At 71.8% G+C, this 16851-nt stretch carries 13 protein-coding genes; 9 read left to right on the top strand and 4 right to left on the bottom strand.

Annotated features, from left to right (window positions below):
- Positions 1 to 340: 340 nt before the first annotated feature.
- Positions 341 to 1399, top strand: coding sequence for an FAD-dependent oxidoreductase (locus ACIBG8_RS10870; RefSeq protein ID WP_397342449.1), 1059 nt, complete (start codon positions 341 to 343; stop codon positions 1397 to 1399).
- A gap of 353 nt (positions 1400 to 1752) precedes the next feature.
- Here ACIBG8_RS10870 and ACIBG8_RS10865 read toward each other — a convergent pair whose 3' ends face one another.
- Positions 1753 to 2808: an FAD-dependent oxidoreductase gene (locus ACIBG8_RS10865; RefSeq protein WP_397342448.1), complete on the bottom strand. Its 1056-nt coding sequence runs from the start codon at positions 2806 to 2808 to the stop codon at positions 1753 to 1755.
- An 81-nt stretch (positions 2809 to 2889) separates the two neighbouring features.
- Here ACIBG8_RS10865 and ACIBG8_RS10860 point away from each other — a divergent pair, with 81 nt between their 5' ends.
- A complete protein-coding gene (locus ACIBG8_RS10860; protein WP_397342447.1) occupies positions 2890 to 4164 on the top strand; it encodes an Lrp/AsnC family transcriptional regulator in 1275 nt (424 codons plus the stop codon).
- Here the strand turns inward: ACIBG8_RS10860 and ACIBG8_RS10855 are convergent.
- A complete protein-coding gene (locus ACIBG8_RS10855) occupies positions 4062 to 5681 on the bottom strand; it encodes an MFS transporter (RefSeq protein ID WP_397342446.1) in 1620 nt (539 codons plus the stop codon). The genes ACIBG8_RS10860 and ACIBG8_RS10855 overlap by 103 nt on opposite strands.
- Before the next feature lie 53 nt (positions 5682 to 5734).
- Here ACIBG8_RS10855 and ACIBG8_RS10850 point away from each other — a divergent pair, with 53 nt between their 5' ends.
- Both ACIBG8_RS10850 and ACIBG8_RS10845 read left to right on the top strand, forming a co-directional pair.
- A complete protein-coding gene (locus ACIBG8_RS10850) occupies positions 5735 to 8572 on the top strand; it encodes an ATP-binding protein (protein WP_397342445.1) in 2838 nt (945 codons plus the stop codon).
- A gap of 41 nt (positions 8573 to 8613) precedes the next feature.
- Positions 8614 to 9351, top strand: coding sequence for a type 1 glutamine amidotransferase domain-containing protein (locus ACIBG8_RS10845; protein WP_397342444.1), 738 nt, complete (start codon positions 8614 to 8616; stop codon positions 9349 to 9351).
- A gap of 1 nt (position 9352) precedes the next feature.
- On the opposite strand, the gene ACIBG8_RS10840 is transcribed toward ACIBG8_RS10845, so the two are convergent.
- Complete coding sequence (locus ACIBG8_RS10840) at positions 9353 to 9916, bottom strand: DUF4396 domain-containing protein (RefSeq protein WP_397342443.1); 564 nt, start codon at positions 9914 to 9916, stop codon at positions 9353 to 9355.
- Positions 9917 to 10063: 147 nt separating this feature from the next.
- Here ACIBG8_RS10840 and ACIBG8_RS10835 point away from each other — a divergent pair, with 147 nt between their 5' ends.
- From ACIBG8_RS10835 to ACIBG8_RS10825, 3 genes are all read left to right on the top strand, one after another.
- On the top strand, positions 10064 to 11686 hold the full coding sequence (locus ACIBG8_RS10835) for a protein kinase (protein WP_397342442.1): 1623 nt from the start codon (positions 10064 to 10066) through the stop codon (positions 11684 to 11686).
- 121 nt (positions 11687 to 11807) lie between these two features.
- Positions 11808 to 12785, top strand: coding sequence for a coiled-coil domain-containing protein (locus tag ACIBG8_RS10830; protein ID WP_397342441.1), 978 nt, complete (start codon positions 11808 to 11810; stop codon positions 12783 to 12785).
- Between the two features lie 64 nt (positions 12786 to 12849).
- A complete protein-coding gene (locus ACIBG8_RS10825; protein WP_397342440.1) occupies positions 12850 to 14076 on the top strand; it encodes an MFS transporter in 1227 nt (408 codons plus the stop codon).
- 185 nt (positions 14077 to 14261) lie between these two features.
- Here the strand turns inward: ACIBG8_RS10825 and ACIBG8_RS10820 are convergent, their stop codons facing one another.
- A complete protein-coding gene (locus tag ACIBG8_RS10820) occupies positions 14262 to 15281 on the bottom strand; it encodes a TIGR03118 family protein (RefSeq protein ID WP_397342439.1) in 1020 nt (339 codons plus the stop codon).
- Between the two features lie 132 nt (positions 15282 to 15413).
- On the opposite strand from ACIBG8_RS10820, the gene ACIBG8_RS10815 reads away from it, so the two are divergent.
- Together ACIBG8_RS10815 and ACIBG8_RS10810 are read left to right on the top strand one after the other, a co-directional pair.
- Positions 15414 to 15914 carry a hypothetical protein gene (locus tag ACIBG8_RS10815; protein ID WP_397342438.1) on the top strand — a complete coding sequence of 167 codons (501 nt, stop codon included), beginning with the start codon at positions 15414 to 15416 and terminating at the stop codon, positions 15912 to 15914.
- Positions 15911 to 16816 carry an alpha/beta fold hydrolase gene (locus ACIBG8_RS10810; RefSeq protein ID WP_397342437.1) on the top strand — a complete coding sequence of 302 codons (906 nt, stop codon included), beginning with the start codon at positions 15911 to 15913 and terminating at the stop codon, positions 16814 to 16816. The genes ACIBG8_RS10815 and ACIBG8_RS10810 overlap by 4 nt, the downstream gene beginning before the upstream one ends.
- The last annotated feature ends 35 nt before the right edge of the window (positions 16817 to 16851 follow it).

Below are 16851 nucleotides of genomic sequence, written 5' to 3'. Positions count from 1 at the left end.
CGCAACCCCCGGCGCCCCACCCCGCGACCCCCACTCCCCGTTGGGCGTCCAAAGCTCCACGCCCAACGCTCAACAGCCCGCGCCCAACGCCCCACGCGCCAGGCCCTCGCGCCAGGCCCTCGCGCCAGGCCCCACGCCCCTGTCCTGGCGCCGGGGCCCGCGCCCGCTGCACCGCGTCGCCCCGCGCCGTGCTCCGTCCCCCGCGCCTGCGCGCCCCGGGGGGCCTCACGTGCGACGAGGTGGCCGCCCCTCGGGGCTCTCGCGGGCCGTACCGCCGCTTGGCGGCGCGCACTCCCTGGGGTGGGAAGAAGCGGGGTGGGTGGTGGGGTTGGTAGGGGGTGTGAACGAGATCGACGTCGTCGTCATCGGCGCGGGGCAGGCAGGACTGTCCAGCGCCTACCACCTGCGCAGGACCGGCCTCGACACCCTCGTGCTCGACGCCGAGCAGGGTGCGGGTGGCGCATGGCGGCACCGTTCGCCGACGCTCGACATGGCCCGCGTGCACGGCATCTTCGACCTCCCCGGCGTCAAACGCGAGCCCGACGCGGAAGACCTCATGAGGCCCGCCGCCGAGGTGGTTCCCGCCTACTACGGGGCCTACGAGCGGGAGACCGGTCTGCCCATCCTGCGACCCGTCAAGGTGACCTCGGTGGCGGACGGTGATGACGGCAGGCTCGTGGTGACGTCCGACGCGGGGGAGTGGGCGGCCAGGGCGGCCGTCAACGCCACCGGCACCTGGACCCGCCCCTACTGGCCCTACTACCCGGGCGCGGCCGGTTTCCGCGGCACCCAGCTGCATTACGCCTCCTACGCCGGGCCTGCGCCGTACACCGGAAAGCGGGTCGTCGTGGTCGGCGGCGGCGCGTCGGCGATCCACGTGCTGTCGGAACTCGCCGACGTCGGCGCGGAGACGTTCTGGGTGACGCGGCGGCCGCCGGTGTTCCGCAGCGACGACTTCGGCGAGGACGCCCGCAGGCACGCGGTCGCCCTCGTCGAGGAACGCGTCCGCGCGGGCCTGCCGCCGCAGAGCGTCGTCAGCGTGACGGGCCTGGGCATGAGCACGATCGTCCGGGAGGCGATGGCGAAGGGGGTGATGGACCGGTTGCCGATGTTCTCGAGGATCGAGCCGTACGGTGTGACCTGGGCGGACGGGCGTTACGAGGCGGTGGACACGATCGTGTGGGCCACCGGCTTCCGCTCGGCCCTGGACCATCTGGCCCCGCTCCACCTGCGCGAACCCGGTGGCGGCATCAAGGTGGACGGCACCCACGTGATCAAGGAACCCCGATTGCACCTGGTCGGCTACGGCCCGTCGGCAAGCACCGTAGGCGCCAACCGCGCCGGCCGCGCGGCCGCCCACTCCATCCAAACCCTCCTCACCTCCCAACCCGCCGCCTGACCACCCATGGGGCTTCCCGATTCCGTCGCCTGACCAGCTATGCGGCTTCCACCACCGCTCCTGGTTCTCGCCGCGTGGAGAACTGCCCGCCACACGCCCTGGCGACCCACACAGGGAGGACCCCCACACGACACCACAGGGGGAGGGCCTCATAGGGGAGCGCCTACGGAGAGGACCACACACGAGGAGGCGCGCCACGCGACGGGGGTCCACGAGGCGGGGCTTAGCGGTCACACGAGGGGACCTGCGCGGCGTGGGCCCGTCGGGTTCTGGAGGCACGTACAGGTGGGCTCCCGCCGGAGGGGTCCCGCGGGAAGGCACTTTCGCCACGTGAGTGTCCCGCACAGTGGGTGTCACGTTGGGAGGGGGTTCTGGCCGAGGAACCTGGTGCCCAGGGCGGCTGAGGTGTGGACGGCGGTGAAGGCGTAGTCGGTCATCGACTTCTCGTAGGCGTGGATCGCCGCCAGAGGAGAGGCACCTGTGGTGAGGGCGGCTGTCAGGGTGGCGGCGTCGCGTAAGGCGGTGTTGGCGCCGACGCCGCCCGCCGGGCTCATCGCGTGGATGGCGTCGCCCAGCAGGGTCACCCTGGAGGTTGGCCACGGGGCCACTGGTACGCAAGTGCGTAGGGGCACGGGGAAGATCTCTTGCCAGCGGGCGATCATGTCGCGTACCTGGGGGTGCCATGTGGAGACTCGGTCCATCACTGCGGATCGCAGGGCGTTCTGGGGCATGTGGTGGAGGTCGGCGCCGAGGTCCGTGGTGCGGGTGCTGAAGGAGCAGGTCAGGTAGTCGCGGGTCGCGCCCAGGCCCACCACGCGGTGCTCCGGGCCGGTGATGGCGGTGAAGATGTTGGAGAACTTGTCGTCGGTGGACAGGGGGAGCTTGCCGTACAGCTGCACCAGGCCGGTGTCGGTTATGCGGGCGTGGGGGAGGTGTTGGTGGCGGACTGCTGAGTTGATGCCGTCGGCGCCTATCAGGATGTCGCCGCTCGCTGTGGTGCCGTCGGTGAAGTGGGCGGTCACGCCGTACGGGTGCGTATGGAAGGTGGTCAGGCGCTTGCCGTAGGTGATGAGGGGTTTGACGGGGGACAGGAGGGTTTGGCGGAGTTCCGTGCGGTCGACGGAGAGGTGTCTGCCGGGGTGCTCCATTACGTCCAGTGGGTTGAGTTGGGTGTCCAGGTGGACGAAGCGGGGCTTGGGGACGCGTGCGGTCGCTTCGAAGGTTTTCCAGGTTTCCGGGGGCAGGGTGGTTGTGAGGGCGTTTATGCCGTCGTCGTTCAGGTGCAGGCGGTAGCCCTGGGGGCGTGGACTCTGCGTGGCTTCGTGGATGCTCACGTCGAAACCGGCGTTATGTAGGCCGTTGGCGAGGCACAAGCCGCCGATCCCGGCTCCTATGACGATCACTTTCATGTGCTCAGGATTGATCGGGCATGGTCTGTTCCGTCTGTCAGAGCGACCCAAGCGGTGGTTAGTGGCGTGAGACAGTGAGATGTGGCTAATTCCGGCGTTCTGGATGGTGTTGATCTCGCTCTCGTGCATGCCTTGCACATTGACGGGCGGGCGCCGTTCAGTCGGATCGCGGAGGTGCTCGACGTCTCCGAGCACACCGTCGCGCGGCGGTACCGGAGGCTGCGGGCGGAGGGGGTGCTGCGGGTCGTCGGGGTGCTGGACGGGACGCGGGCCGGGGGTACGGCGTGGGCGGTCCGGCTCACCTGCACTCCGGACGCCGCGATGCCGGTGGCTGAGGCGCTCGCTCGGCGGGCGGACACGGTCTGGGTGCGGCTGCTGTCCGGTGGGACGGAGATCGCGTGTGGCATCACCGGCGGCGAGAGTGACGACGTGCTGCTGCGCAAACTGCCACGCACACCCCGCATCGTCGCGATGTCCGCACACGAGACGCTGCACCTGTACGCGGGATGGCGCAGCCGGGCGACCGCTCTCACCGAAGCCCAGACCCGGCAACTAACCGCACCCTCGGGGGTGGGGGTGAGCTCTGGGCAGAGCGTTGCCGCCTCGGGCGGGGACACTGAGCGGGGGGTTGCCGCCCCGGGCAAGGGGACGAGCGGGGGCGACGGGCGGGGGGTTGCCGCTCTGGACGGGGGGCCCGAGCGGGAGGGGGCCGCCCCTGGCAAGGGTCCGGGTGGTGGCTCCGAGCGGCGCGTTGCCCCCCTGGGCAGGGGTTCGAGCGGTGGTGCCGAGCAAAGCGCTGACGCCCCGGATGGGGGCGCCGAGCGAGGTGTGTCCACCTCACGTGAAGGCTCCGGGCGGGGCGTTGCCGTCCCGCGTGGGAGGGGGGATGCGGGCCAACGGGGTGAGGTGGAGGTTGGGCCGGGGGATTTGGCTATGGTGCGCGTTCTCGCGGGTGATGGCCGGGCTGGGCATGCGGAGCTGGCTGAGGCCGCCGGGTGGTCGCAGTCCACCGTACGGCGGCGCATGGAAGTGCTGCGCGCCACCGGAGTCCTGAGGTTCGACGTCGAAGTGCCGCCCAGCGCCCTCGGGTACCGCGCCGAGGCGTGGCTCTGGATGAAGGTGCGCCCCTCCCACCTGGCCGCCGTAGGGGCCGCGCTCGCCGAGCACCCCGAGGTGGACGTGGCCGCGGCCACCACCGGCCCCTCCAACCTCATGGTCGGCGTCACCTGCGTCGACACCCGCGACCTCTACCGCTACCTCACCGAGCGCGTCGCCCCCCTGGAAGGCGTGCGCGAGCTGGAGACCTCACCCGTGGTCCGTACACTCAAACGCGCGGGAAAGTGGTGGCCCAGGTAGGTACGGGACTCCGAGGCGAGCGACCGCACCCGCTCCAGGTGAGCCGAGTCCGCCAGGATCGCCCGCTCAGCCAGCCGCTCGTACTCCGCCCGCGACGCGATGACGAACGCCTCCCGCTGCAGCCCGGCGTCGTCCAGGCTGCCGTAGAGCCCCCACTGCATCGCGCCGTCGCGCCGCCGTATGGTCCTGATCGGCCGCATGGCCGCGAGGAAGGCGGCCAGGTCGGACGAGGCAACCCGGTAGTCGACGGTGACGAGCACCGGGCCGTCGGCCGGGTCGAGGCGCGCGTCGAGGTTCGGCAGGTCCAGGTGCAGCGGGGCGGTGTCGACGCCCTCCGCCACGGTCAGCCGTACCCGGGTGGCCAGCAGGATGTTGACCAGCAGGCCCACAGCCGCGGCGAGCATCACCACGCGGAGCCCGGCGAGCGAGGCGACCAGCCCCCACCCGGCTGCGCCCGCGGCCATCGCCAGGGCGAAGGCGAGCTGGTAGACGGCCAGCCCCCGGCCGCGCACCCAGTCGGGCAGCACGGACTGGGCGGCGATGTTCAGCGTCGACATGGTCGTCATCCCGGCCAGCCCGGCGCACACGAGGACGGCGAGCGCCGGGCCCACCGCGGTGAGCTGGGAGAGCGTCGCGAACGCCGCGGCGTACCCGAGCATGGCGACCATCACCAGGCGCTCGTGGTCGAAGCGCCCGCGCAACCTGGGCAGCAGCAGGGTCCCGGCCAGCCCGCCCACCCCGAGCGCGCCGAGCATCAGCCCGTACTGCGCCGCCGACGCGCCGAGCTGGACCCGGCTGATCTGGGCCAGCAGGGCGGGAAGCGCCGTGAAGCACAGCGCGTAGGCGACCGCGCGGCCCAGGACCACGCGCAGCGCCGGAGCGTTGCGCACGTACCTGGCTCCGGCGCGGACGGCTCCCAGCAGGTGCTCCGGCGGCATCGCCGCGATCGGCCGCTCGCGCCGCCAGGCGGCGGCGACCACGATCACCGCCAGGAACGAGACCGCGTTCACCAGGAACGCGGGCCCCGGCCCCGCGACGGCCACGAGCACGCCGCCGAGCGCCGGGCCGACCGCCTGCGACAGCGTGAAGGAGGTCGCCCCCAGCCCGACCGCCGCGGGGAGCTGCTCGCGGGGCACCAGCTCGGCGACCACGGCCTGCATGACGGGCGTGGCGAGGGTGCCGCTGGTCGCCAGGAGCAGGGTGAGGACCAGCAGGAGCGTCGGCGTCATCGCCCCGGCCAGCGACACGACGCCGAGGACGGCGGCGACCACGGCCTGGCCCGCCTGGGTGACGATGATCAGCAGCCTGCGGTCGACCACGTCGGCCAGCGCGCCTGCGGGCAGGGCGAGCAGGAAGGCCGGCACCGAGGTGACGGTGAGCAGCAGGGCCACGGGTGCCGCAGAGTGGGTCAAGGTGGTCATCTGCCAACCGGCGGCCACCAGATGGACCCAGCTCCCGATCGTGGAAAGGAGGCCCGCCACCCAGAACGCCCGGAAAATTGGTGATTTCACTTGCATGGGGAGAATGTGGCAAGACCCCATGACGTTTCGATGACGAACCAGGAGCTTGGATGCAGTTCGGTGTTCTCGGCCCGCTCCTGGTACAGGACGGGGCGGCCGCGGTCGTGGTGTCCGCGCCGCGCCAGCGGGTCCTGCTCGCCGCGCTGCTGCTGCGTCCCAACGAGGTAGTCGCCGTGGACGAGCTGGCCGAGCTCATGGGGGAGGGCACGCCCCGCCCGACGGTCGTCAACTACATGATGCGGCTGCGCCGGGCCCTGGGCGAGCAGGTCGCCGCGCGGATCGTCACCGCCCCTCCCGGCTACCTGATCGAGGTGCGCGAGGGCGAGCTGGACCTCTGGCAGGCTCTGGAGCTCCAGGAACGGGCCAGGACCGAGACGGCGGAGCGGGCCAGGGAGCTCCTGCGCCAGGCGCTCGCGCTGTGGCGCGGCCGCCCGCTGCTCGACGTCCCCTCGGACGCGCTCCAGCGTGACGAGGGCGGCAGGCTGGCCGAGCTGCGGCTGCTCCTCCTGGCCGAGCGCCTGGAGGCCGACCTGCGGGCGGGCCACGCGGCCGAGGTGGTCGGCGAGCTCCAGCAGCTCGTCCTCGCCCAGCCGCTCAGCGAACGGTTCCAGGCCCAGCTCATGCGGGCGCTACGGCAGAGCGGACGGCGGAGCGAGGCGCTCGCCGTCTACGACCGGGCCAGGCGGGCGCTCGCCGAGGAGCTCGGCGTGGACCCGGGAGCCGAACTGCGCCGGTTGCACCAGCAGCTCCTGAGCGCGGAAGAGGCTCCGGTACGGCCGGGCCAGCTGCCCGCGGGGCCCACCGGCTTCGTCGGGCGCGCCACGCTGCTGAGGGAGCTGGACGGGCTGTCCCGGCGTGGCGTGGTCGTGCTCGCAGGACCGGCGGGCGTGGGCAAGTCGGCGCTGGCCGTCCGGTGGGCGTGGCAGGCGCGCCAGGACTTTCCCGACGGGCAGCTGCACGTCGCCTTCACCGGCTCGGCCGAGCCGATCGGCGCGCTGGCCAGGTTCCTGCGGGCGCTGGGCGTGCCTGCGGACCTGCTCCCGGCCGAGGTGGAGGAGGCGGCCGGGATGTACCGCAGCCTGCTGGCCGACCGGCGCACCCTGGTGATCCTCGACAACGCGGCGAGCGCCGAGCAGGTGCGGCCGCTGTTGCCGGGAGGCGCGGGCAACCTGGTTCTGGTCACCAGCCGCGACCGGCTCAGCGGGCTCATCGCCCGCGACGGCGCGGTCAGGCTGGAGCTGGCCGTACTCGAACAGGAGGAAGCCCGGACGTTGCTGGCCGGAATCATCGGGGAACGGCGGGTCCAGGACGAACCGGCGCCGGCCGCCGAGCTCGCCGAGCTGTGCGGGCGGCTGCCCCTGGCGCTGCGCATCGCCGCGGCCCACCTCGCCGACCAGCCGGAACGCAAGATCGGCGACTACGTGGCCGAACTGCGCGGCGGCGACCTGCTGGCCGCGCTGGAGATCGACGGGGACGAGCAGGCGTCGGTCAGGGCCGCGTTCGCCGTGTCGCACCGGCGGCTCGCGGACCCGCAGCGCAGGCTGTTCAGGCTGCTGGCGCTGGTGCCCGGCCCCGACTTCACCGCCGGCGCGGCCGCCGCGCTCCTCGACGCCCGGCCGCAGGAGGCGTCCAGGCTGCTGGACGGCCTGGTGGGGGCGCACCTGCTGGACCGGTCGCCGTCCGGCCGCTACGCCTTCCACGACCTGGTCGGCCTCTACGCGCGGTCGCAGCCGGGCGAGCCTGGCGACGCAGAGGCGCGCGAGCGGCTGCTGAGGTGGTACGCCGGGAGCGCGGACGCCGCAGCCAGGGCGCTGTTTCCCACCGCGCTCCGCTCCGGGCCACCGTACGGCAAGCACGCGGTGCCCGGCTTCCTCGACGACGAGCTGGCCAACCTGCGCGCGGCGGCCGAGAGCGACGGACCGACGGCCGTGCTGCTCGCCGAGGCGCTGTCCCAATATTTCTGGCTACGCCGCGACAAGGTCGACGCGTTCCCCGTCTACGACGCCGCAATGCGGGCCGCGCCCGATCCCCGGGCTGAGGTGCTCATCCGCGTCGGGCTGGCCAGGGCGAGCGCCCTGTGCCCCGGCCATGCCGCGCAAGCCGTACGGCAGGCTGAACGGGCCGAGGCGCTCGCCGCCGGCATCGACTGGCCGGAGGGCAGGGCGCACGCGCTCAACACGCTGGGCTACGTCGCCGTCCACGTGGGCGACCTGGACAAGGCCAGGCAGCTGTACGGCGTCGCCCTCGACGCCAGCGACGACCCGGCGTCGGTCCCCGGGCTGCTGGCGAACCTGGGCAGCGTCGAGCTCCGCGGCGGGCGCCTGGCAGAGAGCCTGGCCCACCTGGAAGACGCGCTGGCCAGAGCCAGGGACGCGGGGGTTCCGGCCCTGGAGGCCTCCTGCCTCAACCGGCTGGCCGTCGCCAGGTTCTACCTCGACGACCACGAGGGCGCGAGGCGGGACGCCGACACCGCGCTGGAGCTGAACGCGCGGGCGGGACGCGCCGACGGCGAGGCGATGTCGCTGGCGATCCTGTCCAGGCTGGCCGGGACGCCCGAGGAGGCGTGGGAGTACGCGAGCAGGGCGGCGGCGCGCGGCGGCGAGTCCGGCGAACCGTTCACCGCGACCGTGGTGCGCAACGTGCTCGCCGCCGCCCATTACCGCCTGGGCGAGTACGGCGAGGCCGAGGCGCTCTACCGGGACGTGCTGGCGTCGGGCGGCCTCTACCAGCAGGTGGAGGCGCGGATCGGGCTGGCGGAGGTCTACGCCGCGCTGGGCGAGCACGGGCGAGCGGCGGAGCAGGCCGAGGAGGCCCGGCGCTCGTCGCGCGCGGCAGGGTTCCGGCTGTTCGAGCGCGAGGCCCTCGACCTGCTGGCGCGAGGTCACTGAGACGTCATCGGCGCGTCATCAGGCCCGAGCAGGGTGGCGGCATGACAGCTGACCTCGATGTGATCAACCCCAGGCGAATCCTGATCGTGGCGCCCAACGCGGGCGTCAACCCGCGCACCGGCTGGCCCGTCGGTTTCTGGTGGTCCGAACTGACCCATCCCTACTGGGAGTTCATGGAGCGCGGGTACGAGGTGGAGCTCGCCAGCCCCTCGGGCGGCGCGCTGGTGGCCGACCCGTGGAGCGACCCCAGGGACAGCACGGGCTACTCCGAGGAGGACCTGATCAGCCTCGGCTTCATCAACTCCCCACGGCACCTCGCCCTGGTGGAGAACACCAGGCCGCTGGCCGAGGTGGACGTCGCCGACCACGACGCCGTCCTGTTCGTCGGGGGACAGAGCCCGATGATCACCTTCATCGACGACCAGCGGGTCCACGACCTGGCCGTCGCCTTCCACCAGGCGGGCAAGGTCACCGCCGTCGTCTGCCACGCCACGTGCATCCTGCTCAGGGCCACGCTGCCCGGTGGCGAGCTGCTGGTGACCGGCAAGACCTGGACCGGGTTCGCCAACAGCGAGGAGGACTACGCCGACGCCTACGGCGGCCAGACCATCCAGCCGTTCAGGATCGAGGACGAGGCACGCAAGCTGCCGGGGACCAACTTCGTGGTCAACTCGCGCTTCCGCCCGTACGCCGTGCGGGACGGGCTGCTCATCACCGGACAGCAGCAGTACTCGGGGGCCGCTGCTGCCCGCCTGATGATCGAGGCGCTGGGCAGGTAGCTCAGTGGTAGGCGTGGACCACGGCGTGGCCCTTGCCCTTGCCGATGATCCACTTGTTGATCGGGGTGGTCACCAGGAAGGCCAGGAGCAGGGCGAACGCCAGGGCGCCCCAGAACAGGGCGGTGTCGAGTCCGGCGTCCATGGCGCCGGGGACGACCATCATCACGCCGTTGTCCACGATCTCCATGAAGATGATCGAGACGGTGTCCGCGGCGAGCGCCACCTTCAGGGCCTCCTTGAAGCCGACTCCGGCCTTGAGGACGCCGCGCATCGTGAGGGCGTAGCCGAAGACGAACGCCAGGGCGATGGCCAGCACCAGGGTGGGCAGGTTGGACCAGCCGAGGGCGGTGCCGATCACCATGCCGAGCACTTCACCGATGGCGCAGCCGGTGAGGCAGTGGGCGGTCGCCTGCGCGGCCATCTTCCAGGAGACGGGGCCCGCGCTGTGGGCGGCATGGGAACCGTGCGCATCGTGAGCGCCAGGGGCCGCGTGGCCTGCGTGGTCTGCGTGGCCCGCGTGGGGGTGTTCGCCGTGGCCCTGGTGGTCGTCGTGCGTTGCCATCATTGTCCAATCCACTTATTCCGCGCTTCTGAGGGCCACGGTATACCCCTATGGGGTGTGGAGGGCAAATCGCCCCCTGATCTCGACACGCGGTCCGACCTCGCGTTAATGTCCGGAAATATGGATCTTTAGCGGCAGGAGGCGTCCGCCATGGAGGTTCCGGGCTACACCGAGATCCGGGAGCTCGGCCACGGCGGCTCCGGGCACGTGATGCTCGCCGTACACGGTCCCGACCAGCGCCGCGTGGCCATCAAGCACCTGTCGGAGCGCCTGCGCGCCGACGCCGCCTTCCGCAGCCGCTTCCGCGCGGAGGCCACGCTCATCGCCGAGCTCGACAGCCCGCACATCGCCAGGCTTCTCGAGTACGCCGAGGGCGCGGACGACGCCGTGATCGTCATGGAGCTGGTCGACGGCGTCACCCTGCGTCGGCTGCTCAGGGATCAGGGGGCCACGGGGCCCGAGGCCGCGCTGGCCGTACTCAAAGGGGCTCTGCTCGGCCTGGCCGAGGCGCACCGGGCCGGGGTCGTGCACCGGGACTTCAAGCCGGAGAACGTGATCGTCACCGCTGAGGGCGGCAGCAAGCTGGTCGACTTCGGCGTCGCCGCGCGCGCCGGGGAACCGGGCGTGCCGGCGGGGACGCCCGCCTACATGGCGCCCGAGCAGTGGAACGACGCGCCCGCCAGCCCGGCGACCGACGTCTATGCCGCCACGGTGGTGTTCTTCGAGTGCCTCACCGGGCACCGGCCGTTCCTGGGTGGCAACGACGCGGCTCTGGCCTATCAGCATCAGCACGCGGAGCCGCCGCTGGGGAACGTGGCGGAGCCGGTGCGTGGGCTGGTCGCGCTGGGGCTGGCCAAGGATCCCGCAGACCGGCCCGCTTCTGCCGGGGCGTTCCTGGAGGAGCTGGAGCGTACGGCGCGCGAGGCGTATGGCGCCGGGTGGGAGGAGGTCGGGCGGGTGGCGCTCGGCGCCGGGGCCGTGGCGGGGCTGGGCGTGTTGGGGCTGGTGCGTCCCTCGTCCGGGCAGCCGTACGCGCAGGGGGCGACGAGCCTGGGGCAGACGACGGTGGGGAAGCTGGCGCTGACGACGGGGCTGGCGGTGGTGACGGCTGCGGCTGTGGTGGGGACGTTCACGATCTGGCGCGACCCGCCGCCGCAGTCCGTCGGCGCCGCGCCGCCGTCCCACAGCAGCACCACTCCCGCCGGAACCCCCAGCCCGTCCGTGTCACCCACTGCCTTACCCACGGCCTCACCCTCGGACGTCGTCCCCACCGGCCTCGTCCCCACGGACGGCCCCGCCCTGACCACCACACCCCCGGACCCGACGCCGACCAGCGAGAACCCGGACCCGACCAGCAGCCCCCACCCGACCAGGACACCCACCTCACCGGCGGCCACCCCACCGCCGACCACCCCGCCCGCGACCGCGCGCCCCACCGCGACGGCCGCCGAGCCCACCACCCGCCCCGAGCCGACCACCGCACCCCCACCGACCGCCGCGCCCACTGCCCAGCCCACCCAGAAGCAGCCGACACCACTGCTGTCCGTCGAGGTCAGGGTTTCGGTGGGCCTTCCAGGCGACGGCGACCTCCTGGACGCCGACATCGGGCTGGACATCACCACGGGCCTCCTCGGCCTGGCAGTCCTCCCGCTTCCTGTTCTCCTGCGCCGCCGCAAGACCCCACGCCCTGGCAGTGGCCAGGTGGCGAGGGCTCGCGGGGCGGTGGGACCGGAATGGGGAGGGAAGGGTGACCGGAAAGGAGGGGAGGGGTGATCGGGATAGCGAGATGACCTGATTGCGCGCCCGCCGACCCCATCCTCTACTATCGTCCATCGGACAGAGGGCGCCCCCGGCCTGACCCGGTTTCGCCCTGCCATTCGGGCGAAGGAGAAGTGTGGCGGCTGCGTCATCCGCCGTTCTGCGAACCCTGGTCGCGACGTTGACCCTCCTGGCTCTCCTGGCGCCCCCCGCGCAAGCAGATCCCAAGCCGTCGCTCAAGCAGCTGAAGAAAGACCTCAGCCGGCTCCAGACCCGCTCAGACAAGATGATCACCGAGTACTACACCGCCAGAATCGACCTCCAGAAGGCCGACAAGGCGGAGAAAGCCGCGCGAGAGAAGGCCAAAGCCGCCCAGCAGGTGTTCGACCGTGAGTCGATGCAGCTCAGGATGATGGCCGTGGCGCAGTACATGGACGACGACCACGGCGCGATAGCCGCCCTGTCCGGCCCCCGCGACCCCGCGACCGTGATGGGCAAGCTGGCCTTCATCCAGCACCTCGCCGACGAGCAGAACGCCAGGCTGTCCGGGTTCGCCCAGGTGCTGGACACCTGGAAGAAGGCCCAGGCGGAGGCGGCCGCGCGCGAGACGGAGCTCCGTACCCGCGTCGCCGACCTCGAGAAGAGCAAGAAGAAGGCAGAGAAGCTGATCGAGCAGATCAGGGACAAGATCGACCTCGCCCACAAGGCGCCCGGCTTCCGCAGGTCGGACGGCACGTGGGTGCCCGAGCTGCCGGGCGGCGAGGAGAACATCACCCCCCGGATGCGCCTGGTCAAGACGCTGATCGCGGAGCGGTTCGGCACCGGTCCCGGCATCGGCTGCTACCGCTCGATCCAGGACGGCGGCGAGCACCCCCTGGGCAGGGCGTGCGACTTCATGCTCAGCAGGGGCGGCGCGATGCCGTCAGCGGTGGAGGTGGCGCGCGGCTACCGCATCGCGGAATGGGCGATCAAGAACGCCAAGCGCCTGGGGATCATGTACGTGATCTACCGCCAGCGGATCTGGCACGTACGGCGGGGCGCCTGGCGCACGATGTCCGACCGCGGCGGAACCACGGCGAACCACTACGACCACCCGCACATTTCCGTGTACTAGAAGAAACGTCTGAGGCTTCCCGCGCGATCGATGTAGCAGAATCCCATTCGGGAAGGGAAGCCCCATGCTGCACAACGAAACGGGTAGAAGCCCCCTCCAGGTACGGCTCCTCGGATTTCTGCTCGTCGGCAACGCGGCCATGTTCGCCCTCTACTCGGGCGTGGGCGTCCTCCTCGCTCTCCAGGTCGAGGCGCTCGACCCGGCGGGCAAGGTCGCGGACCTCGGCCTCATCGCCGGGATCAGCGCCGTCTTCGCCACCGTCGCCAACCCGATCGGCGGCGCGCTGTCCGACCGCACCCACACCAGGTTCGGCAGGCGCAACCCGTGGCTCATCGGCGGCGCGCTGGCCGCGCTGGGGTCGATGGCGCTGCTGTCCGGGGCGGGCAGCGTCCTCATGCTGGGCATCGGCTGGTGCGTGGGGCAGGCGATGACGAACTTCTACCTCGCCGCCCTCACCGCCGTGGTGCCTGACCGGGTTCCGGCCGACCGGCGCGGCGCCGCCTCGGCCGTGGCCGCGGTGTCGATCTCGGTCGGCGCGATCGCGGGCACCCAGATCGCCGCCCGGTTCGCCGGGAACCTCCAGGGTGGCTACCTGGTGTTCGGCGCGATCGTCGTGGCGGCAGCCGTACTCGTCGTGAGCTTCACCAGGGATCCGCGCCCGGGGGAGTACGTGGTCGCGGCCAAGGCGCCGTTCCTGCCCGCGCTCCTGTCGGCGCTGCGGCACCGCGACTTCCTGTGGGTGTTCCTGGGCCGGGCCATGATCATCCTGGGGTACTTCATGGTGCTGGCCTACCTGCTCTACATCGTCAAGGACTACATCGGGCTGCCGCCCGGCCTGGCGGCGGCCGACGCGGTGGCGCGGGTGACGTTGCTGTCGACCGGCTGCGCCATCGTGGCCGCGCTCGTCGGCGGGGCGCTGTCGGACCGGCTCGACAGGCGCAAGGCGTTCGTGGTGGTCGCGGGGGTGGTGAGCGCGCTGTCGCTGATGATCCCCATCCTGGTGCCGAGTTGGACGGGCGTGCTGATCTACGCGGCCATCCACGGGACGGCGTTCGGGATCTACGGCGCCGTCGACATCGCGCTGGCCACGCTCGTGCTGCCGAGCCAGGGGGACGTGGCCAGGGACATGGGCGTGCTCAACGTCGCGGCGGCCGGGCCGCAGATCGCGGCGCCCTTCGTCGCGTCGCTGGTGATCACGGTCGGTGGCGGTTACCCGCCGCTGTTCGTCGCCGCCACCGTGGTCTCCCTGATCGGGGCGCTCGCCGTACTCCCGATCAAGTCCGTGCGATAGCCGTACGCAGCAGAGCCCGGCCTCCCTCGGAGACCCCAAGTGCAAGAGCTTCCGGAGAAGGGGCACTCACATCTCCTTGCGAAAGGAGAGATTTGCGCGGGAGGTCTTTCTGCTGGGCGCTCTAAGGCTCCAAGAGAACCCGGCCGGTCGCGGGCGCCCCCCGCGACCGGCCAAGGCCCCCGATCTCAGGAAGCCGGGCGGATCAGGCCGAGCAGCCCGTGCTGCTCGTCGTCGATCCCGGCGGCGAACCACAACGCGTCCCGCCCGCCGTTCGCCTGCGTGCCGGGCAGCAGGCCCCACAACCCCTCGATCTCCAGCGCCGCCCCGCCCTGCTTGCGCAGCGGCCCGAGGAAGCGCCCGTGCCGGTCGAAGGCGTTGATGCGCCCGTCGCCGAAGTTGCCCACGAGCAGCGCCCCGGCGAACGTCCCGAAACCGGCCGGCGCGACCGTGATCGCCCACGGCGCGTTGAGCGGCCCGCGGGAGACGAACCGCCGCAGGAACCGCCCGCTGGAGGAGAACTGCGTGACGAACCCGTTGCCGGGCCCGGCGACCTCCTCGTCGCGGTCGTCGTTCTGCAGGGCGTACGCGACGAACACCGAGCCGCCGACCACGGCCACGTTGAACGGCGCGTACCCGCCGGGCAGCCCGCGGTCGCGGAAGGCGCCGTGCGTGCGCAGCCGCCTGAAGTGCGAGTCGAACACGTCGACCCGCGCGTGGAAGAAGTCGGCCGCCAGCAGGAAGCGCCCGCGCAGCAGCGCGAGGCCCTTAAAACTGGCGTCGTGCACCCGCGCCTTCACGATGGCCCGGGTGGCGTCCGCGGCCGGGTTCCACCCGGCGATCGTGCCGCTCTCGGTGGCGAACATGAACAGCGCCGGATGCCGCCCGTCCAGGCGGAAGCGTGGTCCGGGGTTGAACACCTGCCCGGTCGGCCCGCCCGCCACGACGACCTCCAGGGGTTCCTTCCTGACGGCGTCGGAGTAGACGGTGGAGACGTCGGCGTCGGCGTCGGAGACCCACAGGCGGGGCCCCATGGACATGCCCCACGGGTTGACGAGGTGCTTGTCGGTGATGGCCGCCCTGCCGGGGATGTCCGAGACCAGGTCGACCTCGGTGAACCGGGTGACCCGCTGCGCGGCCTGCGCGGGCGCGGTGGTGGTGAGGGTGGCCCCGACCAGGGCCACAGCGCACAGGAGCCGGATGATCATCAGGCCTCCTAGGGGAATGAGGGTGCGCGCTTACGTAGGCATCACGAGGCGCGGGCGCCCGAGGTTCAGACGGATCATTGCCGGGAGCTTGGGGCCGGGCGATACTAGAACTTCATTCGGTAGAGGGGAATCATGCGCGCCGCCGTCAGACCAGGACAGATCGCCGTCACCGAGCTGCCCCACGTCGGCGGGCCCGGCGGGCTCGACCCTCATAAGGACGTCGTCTTCGGCCACGAGTTCAGCGCCGAACTCGTCGCGCACGGCCCGCAGACCGGGCGGACACTGCCGCTGGGCACCACGGTCTGCGCGGTGCCCCTGGTGTTCGGCCCGGAGAGCGTCGGCTACTCCCAGCGGTTCCCCGACGACGCCATCGCGCAGATCGCTCGGCTCCAGGAGAAGTCCGGCGGCTTCGGTACCTACCTGCTGATGGGTCACGAGGGGGCGGACACCGCGCAGACCCGCAGGTCGTACGAGCTGTTCGCCCGTTACGTCGCCCCGCACTTCCAGGGCAGCGCCGCCACGCTGACCGGCAGCCGCGACTGGGCCGCCGCCAACCGCGGCACGTTCATCGGCGAGGCGGGGGCGGCCGTCATGTCGGCCATGCAGCGCCACGAGGAGGAGAAGAAGGCATGAAGCTCCGCTACACATCCCAGGGCGACGGCCCGCTCGTCGTGTTCTGCCACGGCTTCCCCGAGTTGTCCTACTCGTGGCGCCACCAGCTTCCCGCCGTGGCCGCGGCGGGCTACCGGGCCGTGGCCCCCGACCAGCGCGGATACGGCCTGAGCCCCATCCCCTCAGCGATCGAGGACTACGACATCGTCCAGCTCACCGACGACCTCCTCGAACTGCTCGACGACCTCGGCGAGGAGCGGGCCGCCTTCGTCGGGCACGACTGGGGGTCGCTCGTCGTCTGGTCGCTCGCCCTGCGCGCCCCCGAGCGGGTGGCCGGGGTGGCGGCGCTCAGCGTGCTGTTCCAGCGCCGCGGCCAGATGTCGCCACTGGCCGCGATCAGGAAGGCTTTTCCCTGGTTCTACATGCTCTATTTCCAGGAGCCCGGTGTAGCCGACGCCGACCTGGGCCGCGACCCGGCCACGACGCTGCGCCGCATGATGGGATCCCTCACGTCAGGCGACCCGACCGCACTGGTGGGCGAGGACGACGGCCGAGGCTTCGTCGAACGCCTCCCCGAGCCGGGTGGGTTGCCCGGGTGGCTCACCCAGGACGACCTCGACCATTACGTGGAAGCCTTCACCAGGACCGGCTTCACGGGCGGCATCAACTGGTACCGCAACATCGACCGCAACTGGGACCTCATGGCCGATTACGACGGCGCCAGGATCACGGTCCCCGCCCTCTTCATCGGCGGCACCGCCGACCCCACCCTCCGGACGGAGCGGGTTGCCAAGCTGGCCGAGTGGGTCCCCGACCTACGCGGAGCTGTCCTGCTGGAGGGCGCCGGCCACTGGATCCAGCAGGAACGCCCAGACGAGGTGAACGCCGCCCTTCTCACGTTTTTGAAGGACATTTCCTGGTAACCTGCGGGCTCCTCCCCCCGCAAGATCAGGAACAG

The organism is Nonomuraea sp. NPDC050556 (genome assembly GCF_044457355.1).
Classification (GTDB): domain Bacteria; phylum Actinomycetota; class Actinomycetes; order Streptosporangiales; family Streptosporangiaceae; genus Nonomuraea.
Note: the sequence above shows the minus strand (reverse complement) of the source record. Positions and strands in the feature narration are given on the sequence as shown.